This is a genomic window from Rhizocola hellebori (assembly GCF_016862955.1).
GTDB lineage: Bacteria > Actinomycetota > Actinomycetes > Mycobacteriales > Micromonosporaceae > Rhizocola > Rhizocola hellebori.
On the sequence record NZ_BONY01000011.1, the window covers coordinates 54,243 to 69,411 of the forward strand.

A 15,169-nucleotide genomic window follows, 5' to 3' on the forward strand; every position below is an offset into this window, starting at 1 on the left:
AGGGGCGGCTCAGGCCGCGGCGCGTGCCGAAATCGGTCGGCGGCGCAGGCTGAGGTCGGTCAGCGACGGCGAGGCGAAGGCGGCGTTGGGTTGGTAGAGGTTGGTGCCCGGCGCGACGATCTCGTCGATGCGGTCCAGGGTGGCGTCGTCGAGCGTGAGCGCCGCCCCTTTCAGCGCGGCCTGCAGCTGGTCCATGGTGCGCGGGCCGATGATGGCGCTGGTGACCGCGGGATGCGCCACGGCGAAGGCGATCGCCAGCTCCGGCAGCGAGCAGCCGATGCTCTCGGCCAGCTCGACGAGCTTTTCGACGGCGTCGAGTTTGGCGGCGTTCTCGGCAAGCTCCGGGTCGAACTGGCCCGGCCGCAGCGCGGGACGTCCGGTGGACATGTCGACCGGCCGGCCCTTGCGGAACTTGCCGGACAGGAACCCGAACGCCAGCGGGCTCCACACCAGCACCCCCATCCGCAGGCTGTGGCAGACCGGCAACACCGAGGCCTCGATGCCGCGGGCCAGAATCGAGTAGGGCGGCTGTTCGGTGCGGAACCGGCCCAGCGCACGGCTTTGCGCCACATGATGGGCCGCCACGATCTGCTCGGCGGGAAAGGTCGAGCAGCCGAAGGCGCGGATCTTCCCGGCTCGGACGAGGTCGGTGAGCACCGACAGCGTCTCCTCGATGTCAGTGTGGTGGTCCGGCCGGTGCACCTGATAGAGATCTATCCAGTCGGTCCCCAGCCGGGCCAGGCTTTCGTCGACCGCCTTGAGGATCCAGCGCCGCGAGTTGCCGCTGCGGTTGCGCCCTTCGCCCATCTGGAAATGCACCTTGGTCGCGAGCACGACATCGTCGCGGCGCCCGCGCAGCGCCTTGCCCACGATCTGCTCGGATTCGCCCGCCGAGTACATGTCGGCGGTGTCAATGAAGTTGACGCCCTCGTCGAGGGCGGCGTGGATGATGCGGACACAGTCATCGTGATCGGGGTTGCCGACGGCGCCGAACATCATCGTGCCCAGGCAATGGACGCTGACTTCCATACCGGTCGAACCCAGGTGGCGGTAACGCATTTGCCCGACGCTAGGCCTTCCAGCGCACTCGAAGTCAACTCTGGCGCAGCATCTGCAGCGCCTTGTCGATGCGCCGGGCCCGGGTCTGCTCGGTCTTGGCCTGTTCGATGGCCAGCACATGCTGGAGCTGATGGCTGTAGGACATCGAGGTGAACCGCTTGGCCGCGACCGGGTCGGCGTCCAGCGCGGCCTGAAAGTCCGGCGGCACCGTCACCACGCGCGGAGCAGTGTCCAGCTCGACGTCCACGTCCACCTCGTCGCCGGCGGCGACCCCGGCCGCGGTGCGGTTCTCCGCACTCAGCGGGATCATGAACCTGCCGCCCATGACCGCGACGGTGGTCCGGTAGGTGTGTGCGGCCACGGTGACCGTGACGGCGGGCCGCTTGCCCTGCCCCAACGCCTCCACCACCTGCGGCGGTACTGCTATCCCGGTGGCGGTCTTACCGCCGAGCTCGACGGTGGCGCGAAACCTCATGGACTCATCCTCGCGCGATGTTATGGGAAAACGCACGCGGGGTACCGTGTGCCGATGACCGCACGCCGTGATCACCGGGGCTGGCTGCTAGCCGGCCTGGCCCTCGTCCTGGCTGCGCTCATGGTCGGGCATCGGCTGATACCCAACTCGCCCGGCAACGTCGGCAGCTTCATCGAGACGTTCCTGCCGTGGCTGGGCATCGGCGCGGTGCTGCTGCTGATCGTCGCCGCGCTGTGGCGTTCCCCGATCGGCACGATCGCCTCCGCCTTGGTGGTGGTCGTCTGGCTGGGCACGTTCGGCCAGCTGTGGCTGCCGGGCAAGGGCGGCGGGGAGCCCAATCTGCGGGTGGTGACCCACAACGTCGGAGTGTCCAATCCCGACACCGAGGGAACCGCGCGCGTGCTGCTCGAAGCCGACGCCGACCTGGTGGCGCTGCAGGAGCTGAGCAGCGAGGCGCACACGCGTTACAGCGCGCTGCTGGGCCAGCGCTACCCGCACGAGGTCAGCCGCGGCACTGTCGCTTTGTGGAGTAAACATCCGCTCAGCGACTCCTCATCGGTCGACATCGGGCTGGGCTGGACCCGGGCGCTGCGCACCGAGGTACAGGCCCCGGGCGGCACGGTCGCCGTCTACGTGGTGCATCTGGCCTCGGTAAGGGTCGACTCGGACGGGTTCAGCTCCGAACAGCGCGACCGCACCATCGTCGACCTCGGCATGTACCTGGGGGCCGAGGAGCAGCAGCGGGTGATCCTGCTCGGCGACCTCAACGGCACCGCCTACGATCGCAGCCTCGCCCCGGTGACCGCCGGCCTGCAATCGGCCCAGGCCGCCGCGGGCTGGGGCTTCGGCTTCACCTGGCCGGCCGGATTCCCGCTGGCCCGCATCGACCACATCCTCACCAAGGGGATCGCCGTCACCGACGCGCAGGTGATGGCCCGAACCGGCAGCGACCACCGGCCCGTCCTGGCCGACCTGCGCCTCTAACGCCCGCCTACCAGGGGGTGCCGAAGGCGATGTCGTGGGGCACGCCGGGGGCGGCGAACTGCAGCAGCCGGGCGCCTTCGCGTTCCAGGGCGGCGGCGTCCTTCTTGGTCACCTTGGCGAAAGGGCGCAGCGTCAGCGATGCGGCCTTGCGGGTGGCGGCCACCTTCCACGTGCCGGCGGCGAAGCCGTCGAGCAGGAAAGTGCCGGGCACCAGCCCGTTAACCGTGAAGATCTTCTTGCGGTGCTCCTCGGCGATGATGCGGGTGCGGTCGGCGTAGGACAGCAGCATGTTCTCGAACTCGGCGACGAACCGCACCGCAGCGCCGGTTTGCTCACCGGGCCGCGGCGAGTCGGGCAGGTCGAACAGTTCCACCCCGGCCTCGTCGCGAAAGACGCGCAACTTGGGGCGTAGCCGGGTGGCGACCTCGCCCAGCCGGGTCAGGCCCGACCAGGCCTGTACGTCGCGGACGCTGGCCGGGCCGAAACCGGCCAGGTAGCGCAGGAACAGCTCGTCGAGGCCGGCGTCCGTCCGAAGTGGACGGCCCAGCCACGACTCGGCGGTGGTGTGCGCGGCCTGCCCGGAAAAGCCCCACAGCCCGCGCGGCGGCACCTGTACCAGCGGGGACAGGGTGCGCACCACCATCGCCAGCGCGTGCGGGTCGCGTCCGGGGAAGGTACGGCTCAGCGCCTCGCCGAGCACCGCGAAGGTCATCGGCTGGTCCTCCAGCAGCCGGCGGCCGGCCGTGTTGACCTGCGCCGGATCGAGGCCGTCGAGCTGTTTGCCGTAGGCGGCCAGCATCCCGCGCTCGTGCACGGGTTGCAGCAGCGGGCGCAGCAGCAGGCAGTCGTCGGCGGTGACCAGGTGGATCGTGCCGCGCATCAGCGACAACCGGACCACCTGGCGCGCGGTGACCTGGGCGGCGAGCTGGTCGGCGGTGAAACCCTCGATGCGCGCCCACAGCCCGTAGTAGGGCGGGTTCGGGTTCTGCGCCTGCATCCCCACCACCCGGGTGAGCACCTGCGCGATGGACAGCCCGGCGCGGCTGAGCAGCAGCTGCCGCTCGAGGGTGGCCCGGTTGAGCGCGCGGGTGCTCAGCAGATCAATCACCCGGCCAACCTACAACGGGCTCTAGGATCGGCAGTTATGACGACCCTTCACGCCCAGATCTTCGGCAGCGGGCGGCCGCTGGTCGCGTTGCACGGCATCTACGCGCACGGGGGCCGCTTCCGCGCCTTGGCCGAGGAATATCTTCCCGGCTTCGCCGTGCACGCGCTGGATCTGCGCGGTCACGGCCATTCCCCGCACCTGCCGCCGTGGAGCCTGGCGCAGCAGGTGCAAGACGTGCTCACCACGATGGACGAGCTCGATCTGGGCCGGGCCGATGTGCTCGGGTTCTCCTACGGCGGGCTGGTCGCCGCGCACCTGGCAAACCAAGCGCCGCAACGGGTGCGGGGGCTGATCCTGATGGACCCGGCGATCGGCCTGGATCCGGCGGCGTCGGAGCGTGGCGCGACCAACGCCATGGTGGACAAGTCTTTCGCCGACGCCGATGAGGCGCGCCAGTGGCGCGAGCAGGGCTGGCCGTCCACTGCCGCCGCGGTGGCCCAGGCCCGGGCCGAAGTGGACGAACACCTGGTGCACAGCCACGACGGCCGGTTCCGGTGGCGCTGCCAGCAGGCTGCGGTGGTGGTGGCCTACTCGGAGATGGCCCGCCCGGCCGTGCTGCCCCCACCCGGCCTTCCTTCGTTGCTGCTTTTCGGTACCAACGCCGGCGTGGTCAGCGGCGACTACACGCAAGCGTGCCGCAAGGCGGGAGTGCGCGTGGTGGCGGTGGAAAGCGGGCACCAGCTCATGCTTGAGCGCCCCGTCGAGACCGGCACGGCCATAAAGGACTTCCTCGCCGAGCTAGAGTAAAGCCGTGCGATTGATCAAATACACCCATGCCTGTGTCAGGCTGGAAGACAACGATCGTGTCCTGCTGATCGACCCCGGCACGTGGGCCGAGCCGGAGGCCTTCGCCGGTGTCGACGACGTGCTGGTGACCCACGAACACGCCGACCACGTCGATGTGGAGGCGCTCAAGCGCGCCAAGAAGGCAAACCCCGCGCTCAAGGTCTACACCCATGCCGCGCTGGCCGCGGAGCTGCAAGAGGTTGACGCGCAAGCGGTCGCGGCGGGCGACACCTTCACCGCGGCCGGTTTCGCGGTCAAGGTGGTCGGCGGGCTGCACGCGGAAATCTATGAGGGGCTGCCCGGGTGCCCCAACGTCGGCTTCATCGTGGAGGGCAACGTTTACCATCCCGGCGACTCTTATTTCGTACCCGACGAAGAGGTTGAAACGCTTTTAGTGCCGGCATCCGGGCCCTGGATGAGCCTGCGCGGGTCGCTGGATTTCGCTCGCGCCGTCAAGCCTGCCCGGGCGATCGGCATTCACGAGGCGATGCTCTCCGAGCTGGGGCTGGGCAACTTCGGCCGGTGGATGGAGATGAAGGGCCAGACCGGCTTCTCGATGCTGAGCCCGGGGGAGTCCGTCAGTCTGTGACCAGCCGCCAATATTGGCGCTTCTTCTCGTCTCGCACCACCACGCCGAGCTTGGTCAGTTCCTGGCGCAGCTCGGCCAGGTCGTGACCGTCGTCTTTGGACACTGCGACGGCCCGGGCCTTCAGCAGCGCATTGGCCGCTGGTGGCAGGTCCGGGTCGTCGTCGACGAAGCGCCGGTACTGACCGGCCCACGGGTCGCCATCGGGCAGCCACGGCCAGCCGTGCGCCGTAAAGGCTTGGCGTAGCCGAGCCTCGGTCAGGTCGTGTTTCTCGCGCAGCAGCTCGGCGGTGCCTTCGCCAAGCAGCACAAGGTGTTTGGCGTCCTGGAACACCCCGGTCACGCTGGCGCGCGGGAATTCGCGCGCGGGCTTGCCGCCACGGCTGACCGCGACCGTGTCGCCGCCGACCCGCACCTGCAGCACGTCGGCCGCGGCCAACAGAGCCACCACGACTCCGGCGATCGCCCCCAGCGCCAGCGCGCCGATGGTGGCCCACGGCTGGTCGATGGAGGCGACCAGCTTGAACGGGCCTTGAAAGGGCGCCCAGGCCAGACCGGCCACCCATCCGGCGGCCGCTTGTAGGCCCCACCCGGCGCCTGCGCCGATCAGCGGGAAGCCCAGCCAGATCAGCGCCCATTCCGCGCGGCTATAGCTCACCGTGGTCTCTTCGCGCACGCGGGCCATCCTACGCAGCGCGCGCCAGCCCGGCCGTCACGCCGATTGGGCCAGCCGCATCCTGGCGTAGAGCCCGTCGCGGGCTAGCAGCTCTTCGTGCGAGCCGAGTTCTGAGACCCGGCCACCGTCGAGCACCACGAGCCGGTCGGCGTCGCGGATGGTGGACAGGCGGTGCGCCACCACGAACGTCGTGCGTCCCCGCATCAGCCTGGCCAATGCCTGCTGCACCTGCGCCTCGGATTGACTGTCCAAAGCGGACGTCGCCTCGTCGAGCAGGAGCACCTTCGGGTCGCGTACCAGCGCGCGGGCGATGGCCAGCCGCTGGCGTTGCCCGCCGGACAGCCGCGCGCCGCGTTCCCCGATCGGGGTTTCCCAGCCCTGCGGCATCGCCTGGACGAACTCCAGCGCGTTGGCGTCGCGCAGCGCCGCGGTGACCCTCGCCGTGTCGATGCCGGCCATGCCGTAGGTGACGTTCTCCCATACGGTTCCGTCGAACAGCAGCGACTCCTGCGGCACCACCGACACGAACCTGCGGTAGCTGCGCAGGTCGATCAGCTCCATGTCCACGCCGTCGAGCAGGACCTGACCCGAGGTCGGCCGCACGAAGCCCAGCAGCAGGTTGAGCAACGTGGACTTGCCCGCGCCCGACGGGCCGACGATGGCGATGGTTTCGCCCGGCCGCACGCTCAGGTTCACCTCGCGCAGCGCGTCTTTCGACCCGTCGAAGCGGTAGCCGACGTCGCGCAGCTCGAAGGCACCGACGACCCGATCGATGCTCAGCTTGCCCTCGTTGCGCTCCACGTCAGGCGCGTGCAGCACCTCGGCGATGGAACGCACCGACTCCAGGCCCTTGGTGATGATCGGGGCGAGCCCGAACAGCATCACCACCGAGGAGGTCAGCAACGCGAAGTAGGCGCTGAGCAGCACGATGTCTCCGGCGGTGACCGTAATCGCGCCGGTGTAGGCCGCCCACGCGGCGGCGACCAGGCACGCCCCGCCCAGCATCTGGTAGGTCACCCACGACATCGCGCCGAGCCGGGCGTTGACGATGTCCAGGCGCAGCCCGGCCTCGCCGACCTCCTGTACGGTTCCGCTGACCCGGCGCAGCGCGGTCTGCTCCAGGCCGTGGGCGCGGGTGATGGGCATCAGATGGGTCATCTCGCCGACCCGCGCCGAGAGCTGCTCGACGCGGCGGCGGAACTGCTCGTTGCGGGCGCCGGACTTGGCGCGGATCACCGAGACCAGCACCGCCGCGCACGGTACGACGAGCAGGAAGAGCAGCACGAACTGCGGTACCCGCAGCGCGGTCATGGCCAGCGCGCTGATCAGGGTGATCAGCGCGGCCGCGCCCGCCTCGGCGACCTGTTGCAGCATCAGCTCGACGTTCTCCACGTCCCTTACGATCTTGTTCTGCAGGCGGCTGGAACCGGCCCGTACGTGAAAGCCGATGGACAGCTGCTGCAGGCGCTCGACCAGGCGCGAGCGCAGATCGACGCCGATGCGGCGCACGATGCGGCTGCTCAGCCGCATCCACAGCACGTGCACCGGAATGTTCTGCAGGAACACCAGCGCGAGCACCGCCGCGTTGACCCACAGCAGGTGGATCGGCTTGCGCTGCACCACAACGTCGATGATGTTGGCGGTGAGGATGGGCAGCAGCCATACCGGGCTGTGTTTGACAGCGAAGGCGAGCAGTGTCGCGGCGATGCGCCAACGGCTCGGAGCGAGCATCCGCAAGATCATGCGGCCCGGTCGGACGGTCTCGGTCACGATTGCTCATCAGACGGCCCAGGCACCCTGCGGGACAAGGTAAGTTGCGTCACCCCACTTATCGAGTACACTGTAAGGAATTCTTGGGATGGAGCCCCTCTTGCCTTCAGAACCTGCAATTCGCGCCGAAGCGCTGCACAAACGCTACGGCGATTCCAAAGCCCTTGATGGCCTCGATCTGACAGTGCCCGCGGGCACCGTGCACGGCCTGCTCGGGCCCAACGGCGCGGGAAAGACCACGCTGGTGCGGATCCTGACCACCTTGCTGCGCTTCGACAGCGGCCAGGCCCAGGTGGCCGGTTTCGACGTGCGCCGCGACCCGGCCGCGGTGCGCCGCCACATCGGGCTGTCCGGCCAATACGCGGCCGTCGACGAAATCCTCTCCGGACGGCAGAACCTGCTCATGTTCGGCCGCCTGTTCCACCTGTCGCCCAAGGCCGCCGCGCAACGCGCCGACGAGCTTCTGGAGCAGTTCCGCCTCGCCGACACCGGCAGCAAAGCCGTGAAGAACTACTCCGGAGGCATGCGCCGCCGCCTCGACCTGGCCGCCAGCCTCATCCTCGCCCCCAGCGTGCTGTTCCTCGACGAACCCACCACCGGCCTGGACCCGCGCGGGCGCACCGAGGTGTGGGAGGCGATCCGCTCGCTGGCCCACAGCGGCACCACCGTCCTGCTCACCACCCAATACCTGGAGGAGGCCGACCAGCTGGCGCAACACATCTCCCTGCTCGACCGGGGCCGGGTCATCGCGCAGGACACCCCCGACGGCCTCAAGGCACAGCTGGGCGGCGACCAGCTGCAGATCGTCGTACACGACAGCGCCCAGCTGAGCGCCGCCGCCGCGATGGTGCACCGCATCACCGGCGCCGAGCCGTCCACCGACCCCGACACCCGCCGGGTCAGCGCCCCGGTCACCGAGCGCATCACCGCGCTGATGCAGGCGGCCACCGCCCTGTCCGAAGCCGGCATCGGCGTGGAGGACATCGGCGTGCGCCGCCCCACCCTCGACGAGGTTTTCCTGCACCTGACCCAAGCGGAGGCCTTGTTATGACCCTGAGCTGGGCTTTGACCGACGCCCTCACCATCACGCGGCGCAGCATCTGGCACTGGATGCGCCAGCCCTACGCCATCATCTTCGGCCTGCTCTTCCCGATCATGCTGACCGTCCTGTTCGGCTACCTGTTCGGCGGCGCCATGCAGGTGCCCGGGGACAGCGGCAACTACATGGAGTTCATGCTGCCCGGCATGTTCGTCATGGTGATGGCCTTCGGCATAGGGGAGACCATGGTCGCCGTCGCCACCGACCGGGAAAAGGGTGTCACCGACCGGTTCCGCTCGATGCCGATGGCCTCCTCGGCCGTGGTGCTGGGCCGCGCCATCGCCGACATGCTCTACTCGGCCGTCCTGCTCGCGGTCATGCTCGGCTTCGGCCTGCTCGTCGGCTGGAGCGCCCACAACGGCCTGGGCAACGCCCTGCTCGCCGTCGGCCTGCTGCTGTTGCTGCGCTTCGCGATGGTGTGGATCGGCGTCTACTTAGGACTGGTCATCCAGGGCCCCGAAGCCAGCGCCACCGTGCAGACCATGCTCTTCCCGCTCACCATGATCACTAACACCTTCGCCGACCCCGACACCATGCCCGCCTGGCTGGGCACCATCGCCGAGTGGAACCCGCTGTCGGCCACGGTCACCGCGATCCGCGAGCTTTTCGGCAACCCCGGCGTGGGCGGCATGGACCATCCGATCCTGCTCGCCATCGCCTGGCCCGTGCTGCTGACCGCGATCTTCTTCCCGCTGGCCGTCGCCCGCTACCGGAGGCTCAGTGCCTGAATTCGACCGTCAACTTCAAAACCTTTCTTCAGCCGGTTACGAAATACCACCGGCCACCGTCCTGCGACCCTTGCGCGACAAGGCCAGCGGCAACTTCATCCTGGTCATCCCCGCCGATCCCGCGCAGGCCGTCGCGCACACCACCCTGGCCGGAAAATCCAAACCCGGCCGCATCGACCGCAACTTCAAGCCCGGCGAGCCGAAGAACTTCGTCCCCGTCGTCGAGGTGCCAAAAGCGAAGGCCTATCTCGTTTTCGACGTCGACAGGGGAGAGGAATACCGCAATGTGCGCCCCGAAGACGCCGTCGCCGCCATCACCGCCCGCGGCCGCAGCCCGCTGACCATCGAGGAAGGACTCGCGCTCATCACCCACCATCCGGAGATGCTGGAGAAGAACAAATGCTTCATGCTGGCCGGCTCCCGCTGCGGCGACCGCCGCGTGCCCGCCCTCTGGATCAGCGAAGGCGCCCCGAAACTCGGCTGGTGCTGGGCCGGCAACCCGCACACCTGGCTCGGCACCGCCTCCGCCGCTTCCCGCCTCGGCTGAGGCCGCCCTACCATTGGCCACCATGGCCGACCCGCTGCTGATGCTGTTCTGCGCCGACCCGCTGTCCCCGGCCCGCGTGGATGAGCACTTCGCGGGGCAGGCGGCGGCGGTCCGCGAGATGGGCGGGCAGGTTGCGCTTATCGACCACGACGCGCTGCTGCGCGGGGAAGCCGGCGCTGCTGTGCGCCGGGTGCCTCGCGACAGCGGCCCTTGGTGGTACCGCGGCTGGATGATTCCCGGTCCCGCCTACGCCGACCTGGCCCAGGCGCTGCACGGGCGCGGGGCAACCCTGCGCGTGGCCCCGAGGCGCTACCGGCTCGCGCACGAGTTGCCGGGCTGGTACCCCACATTTCATGAAGTGACGCCGGAAAGCGATTGGACGGCATGGACTCCCGGCGAGGTGCCCAGTCCAGAGTTCGTCGCCCCCATGGCCGGCACCGTGGGGCCTGGCCCCGCCGTGGTCAAGGACTACGTCAAGTCACGCAAACACGAATGGCACGAGGCCTGCTTCATCCCGGACACCACCGACCTGGTCCACGCGACCGCCGTCGTGGCGCGGATGGTCGAGCTTCAGCAGGAATCCCTGGCCGGCGGCATCGTCCTGCGCCGCTTCGAGAGTTACCGGCAGCACGACGGGCGCACGGCCGAAGCCCGGGTGTGGTGGGTGGACGGTGCCGCCGCGATGGTGACCGCCCATCCCGACACTCCTGCGACAATCGTCGAGCCCGACCTCACTTTCATCGCCCCATTGGTGGCGGCGTTGAGCTGCCCCTTCGTCACCACTGACCTCGCCCAGCGCGACGACGGCGTCTGGCGTGTCGTCGAGGTGGGCGACGGCCAGGTCAGCGACATCCCGCCGAACACAGACATGACACCGCTGTTCACCATGCTCGCCGCGCCGAGCACCATCGACCTCCCACCGCGCTGCCCAAATTGCGATGCGGTGGGTGTGCCGCTGCTCTACGGGTTGCCGACACCAGAAGCGCACGCCGCAGCTGAGGGCGGCGAGTTGTTGCTGGCAGGTTGCCTCGTGGCTGAGGACGCGCCGCTGTGGCGTTGCGGCCACGGGCACGAATGGCCGGGCGGCGAAGCCCAGCATTCGGCCCACATCGGCGCGATCCTGATGGACTACGAGCCGGCCTGAGCGGCGAAGCGGGACACCCAGCGGCGCTGGCCGCCGGTTTCGCAGGCTTGGGGGTGATGGTGGGTGCGGGTCCAGGTCACCGCCTCGTCGGCGGGGACGCCGGCCAGGATGGCCAGGCAGGCGATGACCGTTCCGGTGCGGCCGATGCCCGCGCCGCAGGCGACCTCGACCCGTTCGCCGCGGCGCGCATGCTCGTGCAGGAGACCGATTTTGTGCCTCGCGTCGGCGTCGTTGCGCGGCAGCTGGAAGTCGGGCCAGTCGATCCAGTGGTGTGGCCAGATCAGGCCGGACTCGTGCTTGCGCCGCCACGACTTGGAGCCGAGATAGAGGCCGAACTCGGGCTGCGGGCCGGGCGGCAGCGGGTCGCGTAGGCCTCGCCCGCGTACCCAGCAGCCGTCGGGCAGCTCGATGGCCGCGGTGAGCGTCATTTCACGCGGCGGGTCGTGCGGGCCACCATGCTGTCGTACTCGTGGTGTTTGAGCAGCCAGTCGGAAATGAACGGGCACATCGGCACCACCGTGCGGCCGTTGGCTTTCGCGTCTTCCATCACCGCGCGCGCCAGCGCCGAGGCCACGCCCTGGCCCTCGAATTCGGCATCGACCTCGGTATGGGTGTAGACGATGATGTTGCCGCTCAGCTGGTAGGTCACCACGCCGGCCATCTCACCGGACTCTGCGTGCGCCTCGAACCGCTCCCGCTCGGGAGCGTCAGTAATGGTGTACGCCATCTGTCCATCCAACCACTAGGGTGACCCGGGTGCCGGACCTTTCCACGCGCCCAGCCACTCTCGCCGATGCCGCCGCGATCCACCGCCTTATCGGCAAGCCCTTCGTCAGCCTCGACACCGTCTCCTCCGATCTTGCCCGCCCCGCCATCGACCTCGCCCGCGACACGCTGCTGACGCATACGCCCGACGGCGAGCTGGTCGGCTGGGCCTGGGTGCACCTTGGCCGGCGCGCGGAAGCCCACGTGCACGCGGCTCACCGCGGCCGTGGCCTGGGCTCGCGCCTGCTCGCCTTCACCGAGGCCAACGCCCGCGCCGCCGGAAGCGACCGGCTGGGCCAAAACGTCGACGACGCCGATCCGGCCGCCGCTCAGCTGCTCACCGCGCACGGCTACCAGCTCAAGGCCACCTCGTGGCTGCTGCACCTCGCGCTGCCCGATGAGCCGGCCGTACCGGATCCGCCGGCCGGGCTGAGCGTGCGCGCCTACCGCGACGGTGACGGGCCTGCCGTCCACGAGCTGGTCGAGGACAGTTTCGCCGCCTTCCGCAGCCGTCGCCGCGACTACGCCGAATGGGCCCAGCACATTGTGCAGAGGGCCACCTTCGCCCCGCACCTTTCCTGCCTCGCCTTCGACGGCGAACGGCTCGTCGGCGTCCAGCTGAGCCTGGATCTGCCCGACACCTCGCAGGGCCACATCGCGGAGCTGGCCGTGCACAGCGACTACCGCGGCCGTGATGTCGGCGCTTTCCTGCTGCGCCAAGCTTTCTCCGACGTTTACCGGCACGGCCGGCGCGGTTGCGAGGTGTGGACCCACTCCGACACCGGCGCGCTCGGTTTCTACCAGCGGGCCGGGATGAGCGTGACGCGAAGCGGCTCGCACTACAGCAAGGCACTGTAAGGCGAGCCGCTGTTTATCAGCGCCGTTTGAGCGCGAACACACCCCAGCCCAGGTAGGGCCGCAGGTACCGCACATAGCTCAGCGGGCGATTGGTGAGCTCTTCCCGGAGCTGGCCGGCCAGCTCGTCATCGGGGTTGGCGTCCAGCCACGCCCTTACGGTGAACCACTGCGCCGCCACATAACGGTCCCAGCTGTCCTCGTTGGCCAGCACCATCTCGACCAGGTCCCAGCCAAGCTCGCCGAAGAGGGCGACCAGGCCGGGCAGGTGGTAATAGTCCTCTTTGGACGAGACGTGGCAGGCTTCGATGGTGGCCTGATCGGGCGGATCCATCCGCCAGTAGGGCTCGCCGACCAGCAGCAGACCACCCGGACGCAGGCTGCGTTCGAGCAGGTCGATGGTACCGGTGACACCGTTGCCTATCCAGGTGGCCCCGATGCACGCCGCCACGTCGACCGGTGTGGCAGCGACATAGCCGCTGGCGTCGCCGTGCACGAAGGTCACCCGGTCGGCAACACCGAGCTCGGCGGCCCGCTCTTGCGCCGAGGCGACGAAATGGGTGCTGATGTCGACGCCTGTGCCGCTGATGCCGTGGTCACGCGACCACATGCACAGCATCTCGCCGCTGCCGCTGGCCAGGTCGAGCATGGTCGTGCCGGGCTGAAGCCGGACGGCACGGCCCAGGGTGGCGAACTTGTCTTCGGTGAAGGCGTTGTGTATCAGGTGGTCGCTTTCGCGAATGACATAGATACGTGGAAGATCCACTTCTGTTTTTCCTCACGTCTGAGTGAATGGGCAGTCAAAAGGTCAAGACGAGATGACGCAATTGGCAGCGGCATTAAATGCACCCCATCTAGATAGACGTGAAGATCGCCAAGCTAGCCGTCGGCTCGGGCGGTGGTCAAACCGTTTATTCAGGAACCGATGAGCCGCATCGGGTTGTGCTCCCACTCGTCGACGTCGCGGATGTAGCGGAACACCACCGGGCTCTTCTCACCCCAGCGCCCCTGCCTGGCGATGAACAGCACGTCGGCACCATATTCGCGGGCCACGGTCGCCCCGCCGGCCCGCAGCGAATGCCCCTTGTACGACGAAGCGTTGGGCAAAGCCGCCTTCAGCGCCGCCCGCGCGATGACCCGCTCCACCGTCTGCGGGTCCATGCGCAGGCTCTGCCCCGCCTTGCCCGCCCAGCCGTCCACCCCGTGCACGTTGTCGTGCCGATCGACCGCCCGGAACAACGGCCCGCCGGTGATGCCCAGCGAGAACAGCCGCTGACGCCACAACCGCACATGGGTCACCGGGCACAGCTGCGGCATCGCCGGGAACCAGGGCACCTTCACCAGCCGGCCCTGGCCCAGCTGATCGGTTTTGGACTTGCGCAGCAACACCTCCTGCCCCGCCTCCACGTCGCGCAGATGCTCGATGTCGATAATGGACAGCTCCGAGCGCCGCGCCATCATGGCCAGCCCGAGAGTCAGAATCGCCCGGTCGCGGATGCCCGCGTTGGTCTGCGGGTCACACGCGCCCACCAGCTCGGAAAGGGTCGGCAGCCGGATCGCCGGCGCCTGCTGCCCGTCGTGCAGCCGCGGATCGTTGGCCCTTTCCCGGGCATGCCCCTCCACCACCACGTTGGCCAGCCGATTCGACGGCGCGTCGAGGTCGTGCGCGTGATGCAACGCGCGCACCGCCGCCAGCGCCAGCTTGATGGAGGCGGGGGACATCCCCACCTGGCCTTTGTTGCGCCCCTTGGTAACCGGGCGTTCGGCAAGCCACGCCGCGAACGCCTCCACCGTGGCCGAGGTCGCCGGCAGATGCTGGCGACCCGTCTCGGTGCAGAAGTCGAGATAAAGCTGGATGAACATGCGGTACATCCGCTGCGTCGACTCGGAACGCGCCTGCGCAAGAAAACGCAGCACCCGCGGGTCTCTGCGCATGTCCTCAGCCGAAATTTGCCGGTTTTGGAGAGGTGAAAAGTCCTCTCCCCAAGCCTCAATCTGGTGCATGATAATACACCTTATCAAGCACTAGCCATTTTGGAGAGACCAACACACCATTATTTTCCCTATTAATAGATTACCGATATTAGTAATTAGTAATTAGGGGAGAGCAAGTAAAAGATCTCCAGATGCTTTCCCTTTGCGCCGGTCCGTGCGTGGTTGCGCGCCGCAGCTCCCGCGCGGCAACGCCACGCTCGTGCTTGGCCGCGCCCGACGGCGCTAGATCACCTCCAAGCTCTCCCGGCCGATCACTTGATCAACAACCGCCCTTGGCATAGGAGCAACGCGGCGACCAACGATCGGGCCGCCGGCAGCTTCTGACCTGGGCGAGGACGCCACATCATCGGTATGGCGCTTCATCCGGTGCATACGATCACCTAGGGCGGCCGCGTTTCGGGGCTCAGCGGCGATCTGAGCGGGTTCATGCACTCTGACCAGCACTTTTAGCTGGAGTCTGCTACTCGGTACTACCGAATACCGCTACTCGGTGATACGTTATAGCGGTACTCAGTAATACGGAGTACCGGAG

17 protein-coding genes are annotated in these 15,169 nt (G+C 68.4%); 8 read left to right on the top strand and 9 right to left on the bottom strand.

Annotation, left to right across the window (positions count from 1 at the left end):
* Positions 1 to 9: 9 nt before the first annotated feature.
* Both Rhe02_RS10875 and Rhe02_RS10880 read right to left on the bottom strand, forming a co-directional pair.
* On the bottom strand, positions 10 to 1,059 hold the full coding sequence (locus Rhe02_RS10875) for an aldo/keto reductase (protein WP_203908019.1): 1,050 nt from the start codon (positions 1,057 to 1,059) through the stop codon (positions 10 to 12).
* A 34-nt stretch (positions 1,060 to 1,093) separates the two neighbouring features.
* Positions 1,094 to 1,534, bottom strand: a complete 441-nt coding sequence (locus Rhe02_RS10880) for a YdeI/OmpD-associated family protein (RefSeq protein ID WP_203908020.1) — start codon at positions 1,532 to 1,534, stop codon at positions 1,094 to 1,096.
* 54 nt (positions 1,535 to 1,588) lie between these two features.
* On the opposite strand from Rhe02_RS10880, the gene Rhe02_RS10885 reads away from it, so the two are divergent.
* Entirely contained in the window at positions 1,589 to 2,518 is a 930-nt protein-coding gene (locus Rhe02_RS10885) for an endonuclease/exonuclease/phosphatase family protein (protein WP_203908021.1), read from the top strand.
* A 7-nt stretch (positions 2,519 to 2,525) separates the two neighbouring features.
* Here the strand turns inward: Rhe02_RS10885 and Rhe02_RS10890 are convergent, their stop codons facing one another.
* The gene (locus Rhe02_RS10890; protein WP_203908022.1) at positions 2,526 to 3,626 is read right to left on the bottom strand and encodes a winged helix DNA-binding domain-containing protein; all 1,101 of its coding nucleotides are present in this window, start codon (positions 3,624 to 3,626) and stop codon (positions 2,526 to 2,528) included.
* A gap of 36 nt (positions 3,627 to 3,662) precedes the next feature.
* On the opposite strand from Rhe02_RS10890, the gene Rhe02_RS10895 reads away from it, so the two are divergent.
* Positions 3,663 to 4,433, top strand: coding sequence for an alpha/beta fold hydrolase (locus tag Rhe02_RS10895; RefSeq protein WP_203908023.1), 771 nt, complete (start codon positions 3,663 to 3,665; stop codon positions 4,431 to 4,433).
* A gap of 4 nt (positions 4,434 to 4,437) precedes the next feature.
* Positions 4,438 to 5,061, top strand: a complete 624-nt coding sequence (locus Rhe02_RS10900) for an MBL fold metallo-hydrolase (protein WP_203908024.1) — start codon at positions 4,438 to 4,440, stop codon at positions 5,059 to 5,061.
* Here the strand turns inward: Rhe02_RS10900 and Rhe02_RS10905 are convergent.
* A complete protein-coding gene (locus tag Rhe02_RS10905; protein ID WP_239123652.1) occupies positions 5,051 to 5,734 on the bottom strand; it encodes a YqeB family protein in 684 nt (227 codons plus the stop codon). The two genes, Rhe02_RS10900 and Rhe02_RS10905, sit on opposite strands and share 11 nt — an antisense overlap.
* A gap of 36 nt (positions 5,735 to 5,770) precedes the next feature.
* Positions 5,771 to 7,504 carry an ABC transporter ATP-binding protein gene (locus tag Rhe02_RS10910; RefSeq protein WP_239123653.1) on the bottom strand — a complete coding sequence of 578 codons (1,734 nt, stop codon included), beginning with the start codon at positions 7,502 to 7,504 and terminating at the stop codon, positions 5,771 to 5,773.
* A gap of 100 nt (positions 7,505 to 7,604) precedes the next feature.
* Between Rhe02_RS10910 and Rhe02_RS10915 the strand changes: the two genes are divergently transcribed.
* The 4 genes from Rhe02_RS10915 to Rhe02_RS10930 are packed head-to-tail and all read left to right on the top strand — an operon-like array spanning position 7,605 to position 11,022.
* Positions 7,605 to 8,555 carry an ATP-binding cassette domain-containing protein gene (locus Rhe02_RS10915; RefSeq protein WP_239123655.1) on the top strand — a complete coding sequence of 317 codons (951 nt, stop codon included), beginning with the start codon at positions 7,605 to 7,607 and terminating at the stop codon, positions 8,553 to 8,555.
* Positions 8,552 to 9,331: an ABC transporter permease gene (locus Rhe02_RS10920; protein ID WP_203908027.1), complete on the top strand. Its 780-nt coding sequence runs from the start codon at positions 8,552 to 8,554 to the stop codon at positions 9,329 to 9,331. The genes Rhe02_RS10915 and Rhe02_RS10920 overlap by 4 nt, the downstream gene beginning before the upstream one ends.
* Complete coding sequence (locus tag Rhe02_RS10925; protein WP_203908028.1) at positions 9,324 to 9,878, top strand: DUF5701 family protein; 555 nt, start codon at positions 9,324 to 9,326, stop codon at positions 9,876 to 9,878. Before Rhe02_RS10920 ends, Rhe02_RS10925 begins: the two co-directional genes overlap by 8 nt.
* A gap of 22 nt (positions 9,879 to 9,900) precedes the next feature.
* Positions 9,901 to 11,022, top strand: coding sequence for an ATP-grasp domain-containing protein (locus Rhe02_RS10930; protein ID WP_239123656.1), 1,122 nt, complete (start codon positions 9,901 to 9,903; stop codon positions 11,020 to 11,022).
* Here Rhe02_RS10930 and Rhe02_RS10935 read toward each other — a convergent pair.
* A complete protein-coding gene (locus tag Rhe02_RS10935; RefSeq protein ID WP_203908029.1) occupies positions 11,007 to 11,450 on the bottom strand; it encodes a protein-tyrosine phosphatase family protein in 444 nt (147 codons plus the stop codon). The two genes, Rhe02_RS10930 and Rhe02_RS10935, sit on opposite strands and share 16 nt — an antisense overlap.
* The gene (locus tag Rhe02_RS10940; protein WP_203908030.1) at positions 11,447 to 11,749 is read right to left on the bottom strand and encodes a GNAT family N-acetyltransferase; all 303 of its coding nucleotides are present in this window, start codon (positions 11,747 to 11,749) and stop codon (positions 11,447 to 11,449) included. The genes Rhe02_RS10935 and Rhe02_RS10940 overlap by 4 nt, the downstream gene beginning before the upstream one ends.
* Positions 11,750 to 11,778: 29 nt before the next feature.
* Between Rhe02_RS10940 and Rhe02_RS10945 the strand changes: the two genes are divergently transcribed.
* Positions 11,779 to 12,645 carry a GNAT family N-acetyltransferase gene (locus tag Rhe02_RS10945; RefSeq protein ID WP_203908031.1) on the top strand — a complete coding sequence of 289 codons (867 nt, stop codon included), beginning with the start codon at positions 11,779 to 11,781 and terminating at the stop codon, positions 12,643 to 12,645.
* Positions 12,646 to 12,661: 16 nt separating this feature from the next.
* Here the strand turns inward: Rhe02_RS10945 and Rhe02_RS10950 are convergent, their stop codons facing one another.
* Together Rhe02_RS10950 and Rhe02_RS10955 are read right to left on the bottom strand one after the other, a co-directional pair.
* Positions 12,662 to 13,408 (bottom strand): SAM-dependent methyltransferase, encoded by a 747-nt coding sequence (locus Rhe02_RS10950; protein ID WP_203908032.1) that lies wholly within the window; start codon positions 13,406 to 13,408, stop codon positions 12,662 to 12,664.
* A 149-nt stretch (positions 13,409 to 13,557) separates the two neighbouring features.
* Positions 13,558 to 14,577 carry a site-specific integrase gene (locus tag Rhe02_RS10955; protein ID WP_203908033.1) on the bottom strand — a complete coding sequence of 340 codons (1,020 nt, stop codon included), beginning with the start codon at positions 14,575 to 14,577 and terminating at the stop codon, positions 13,558 to 13,560.
* Positions 14,578 to 15,169: the final 592 nt, after the last annotated feature.

Coding starts and splice junctions, on each gene's coding strand:
- Rhe02_RS10875 (WP_203908019.1), bottom strand. CDS start 1,059: ATGCGTTACCGCCACCTGGGTTCGACCGGTATGGAAGTCAGCGTCCAT.
- Rhe02_RS10880 (WP_203908020.1), bottom strand. CDS start 1,534: ATGAGGTTTCGCGCCACCGTCGAGCTCGGCGGTAAGACCGCCACCGGG.
- Rhe02_RS10885 (WP_203908021.1), top strand. CDS start 1,589: ATGACCGCACGCCGTGATCACCGGGGCTGGCTGCTAGCCGGCCTGGCC.
- Rhe02_RS10895 (WP_203908023.1), top strand. CDS start 3,663: ATGACGACCCTTCACGCCCAGATCTTCGGCAGCGGGCGGCCGCTGGTC.
- Rhe02_RS10920 (WP_203908027.1), top strand. CDS start 8,552: ATGACCCTGAGCTGGGCTTTGACCGACGCCCTCACCATCACGCGGCGC.
- Rhe02_RS10930 (WP_239123656.1), top strand. CDS start 9,901: ATGGCCGACCCGCTGCTGATGCTGTTCTGCGCCGACCCGCTGTCCCCG.
- Rhe02_RS10935 (WP_203908029.1), bottom strand. CDS start 11,450: ATGACGCTCACCGCGGCCATCGAGCTGCCCGACGGCTGCTGGGTACGC.
- Rhe02_RS10940 (WP_203908030.1), bottom strand. CDS start 11,749: ATGGCGTACACCATTACTGACGCTCCCGAGCGGGAGCGGTTCGAGGCG.
- Rhe02_RS10955 (WP_203908033.1), bottom strand. CDS start 14,577: ATGCGCAGAGACCCGCGGGTGCTGCGTTTTCTTGCGCAGGCGCGTTCC.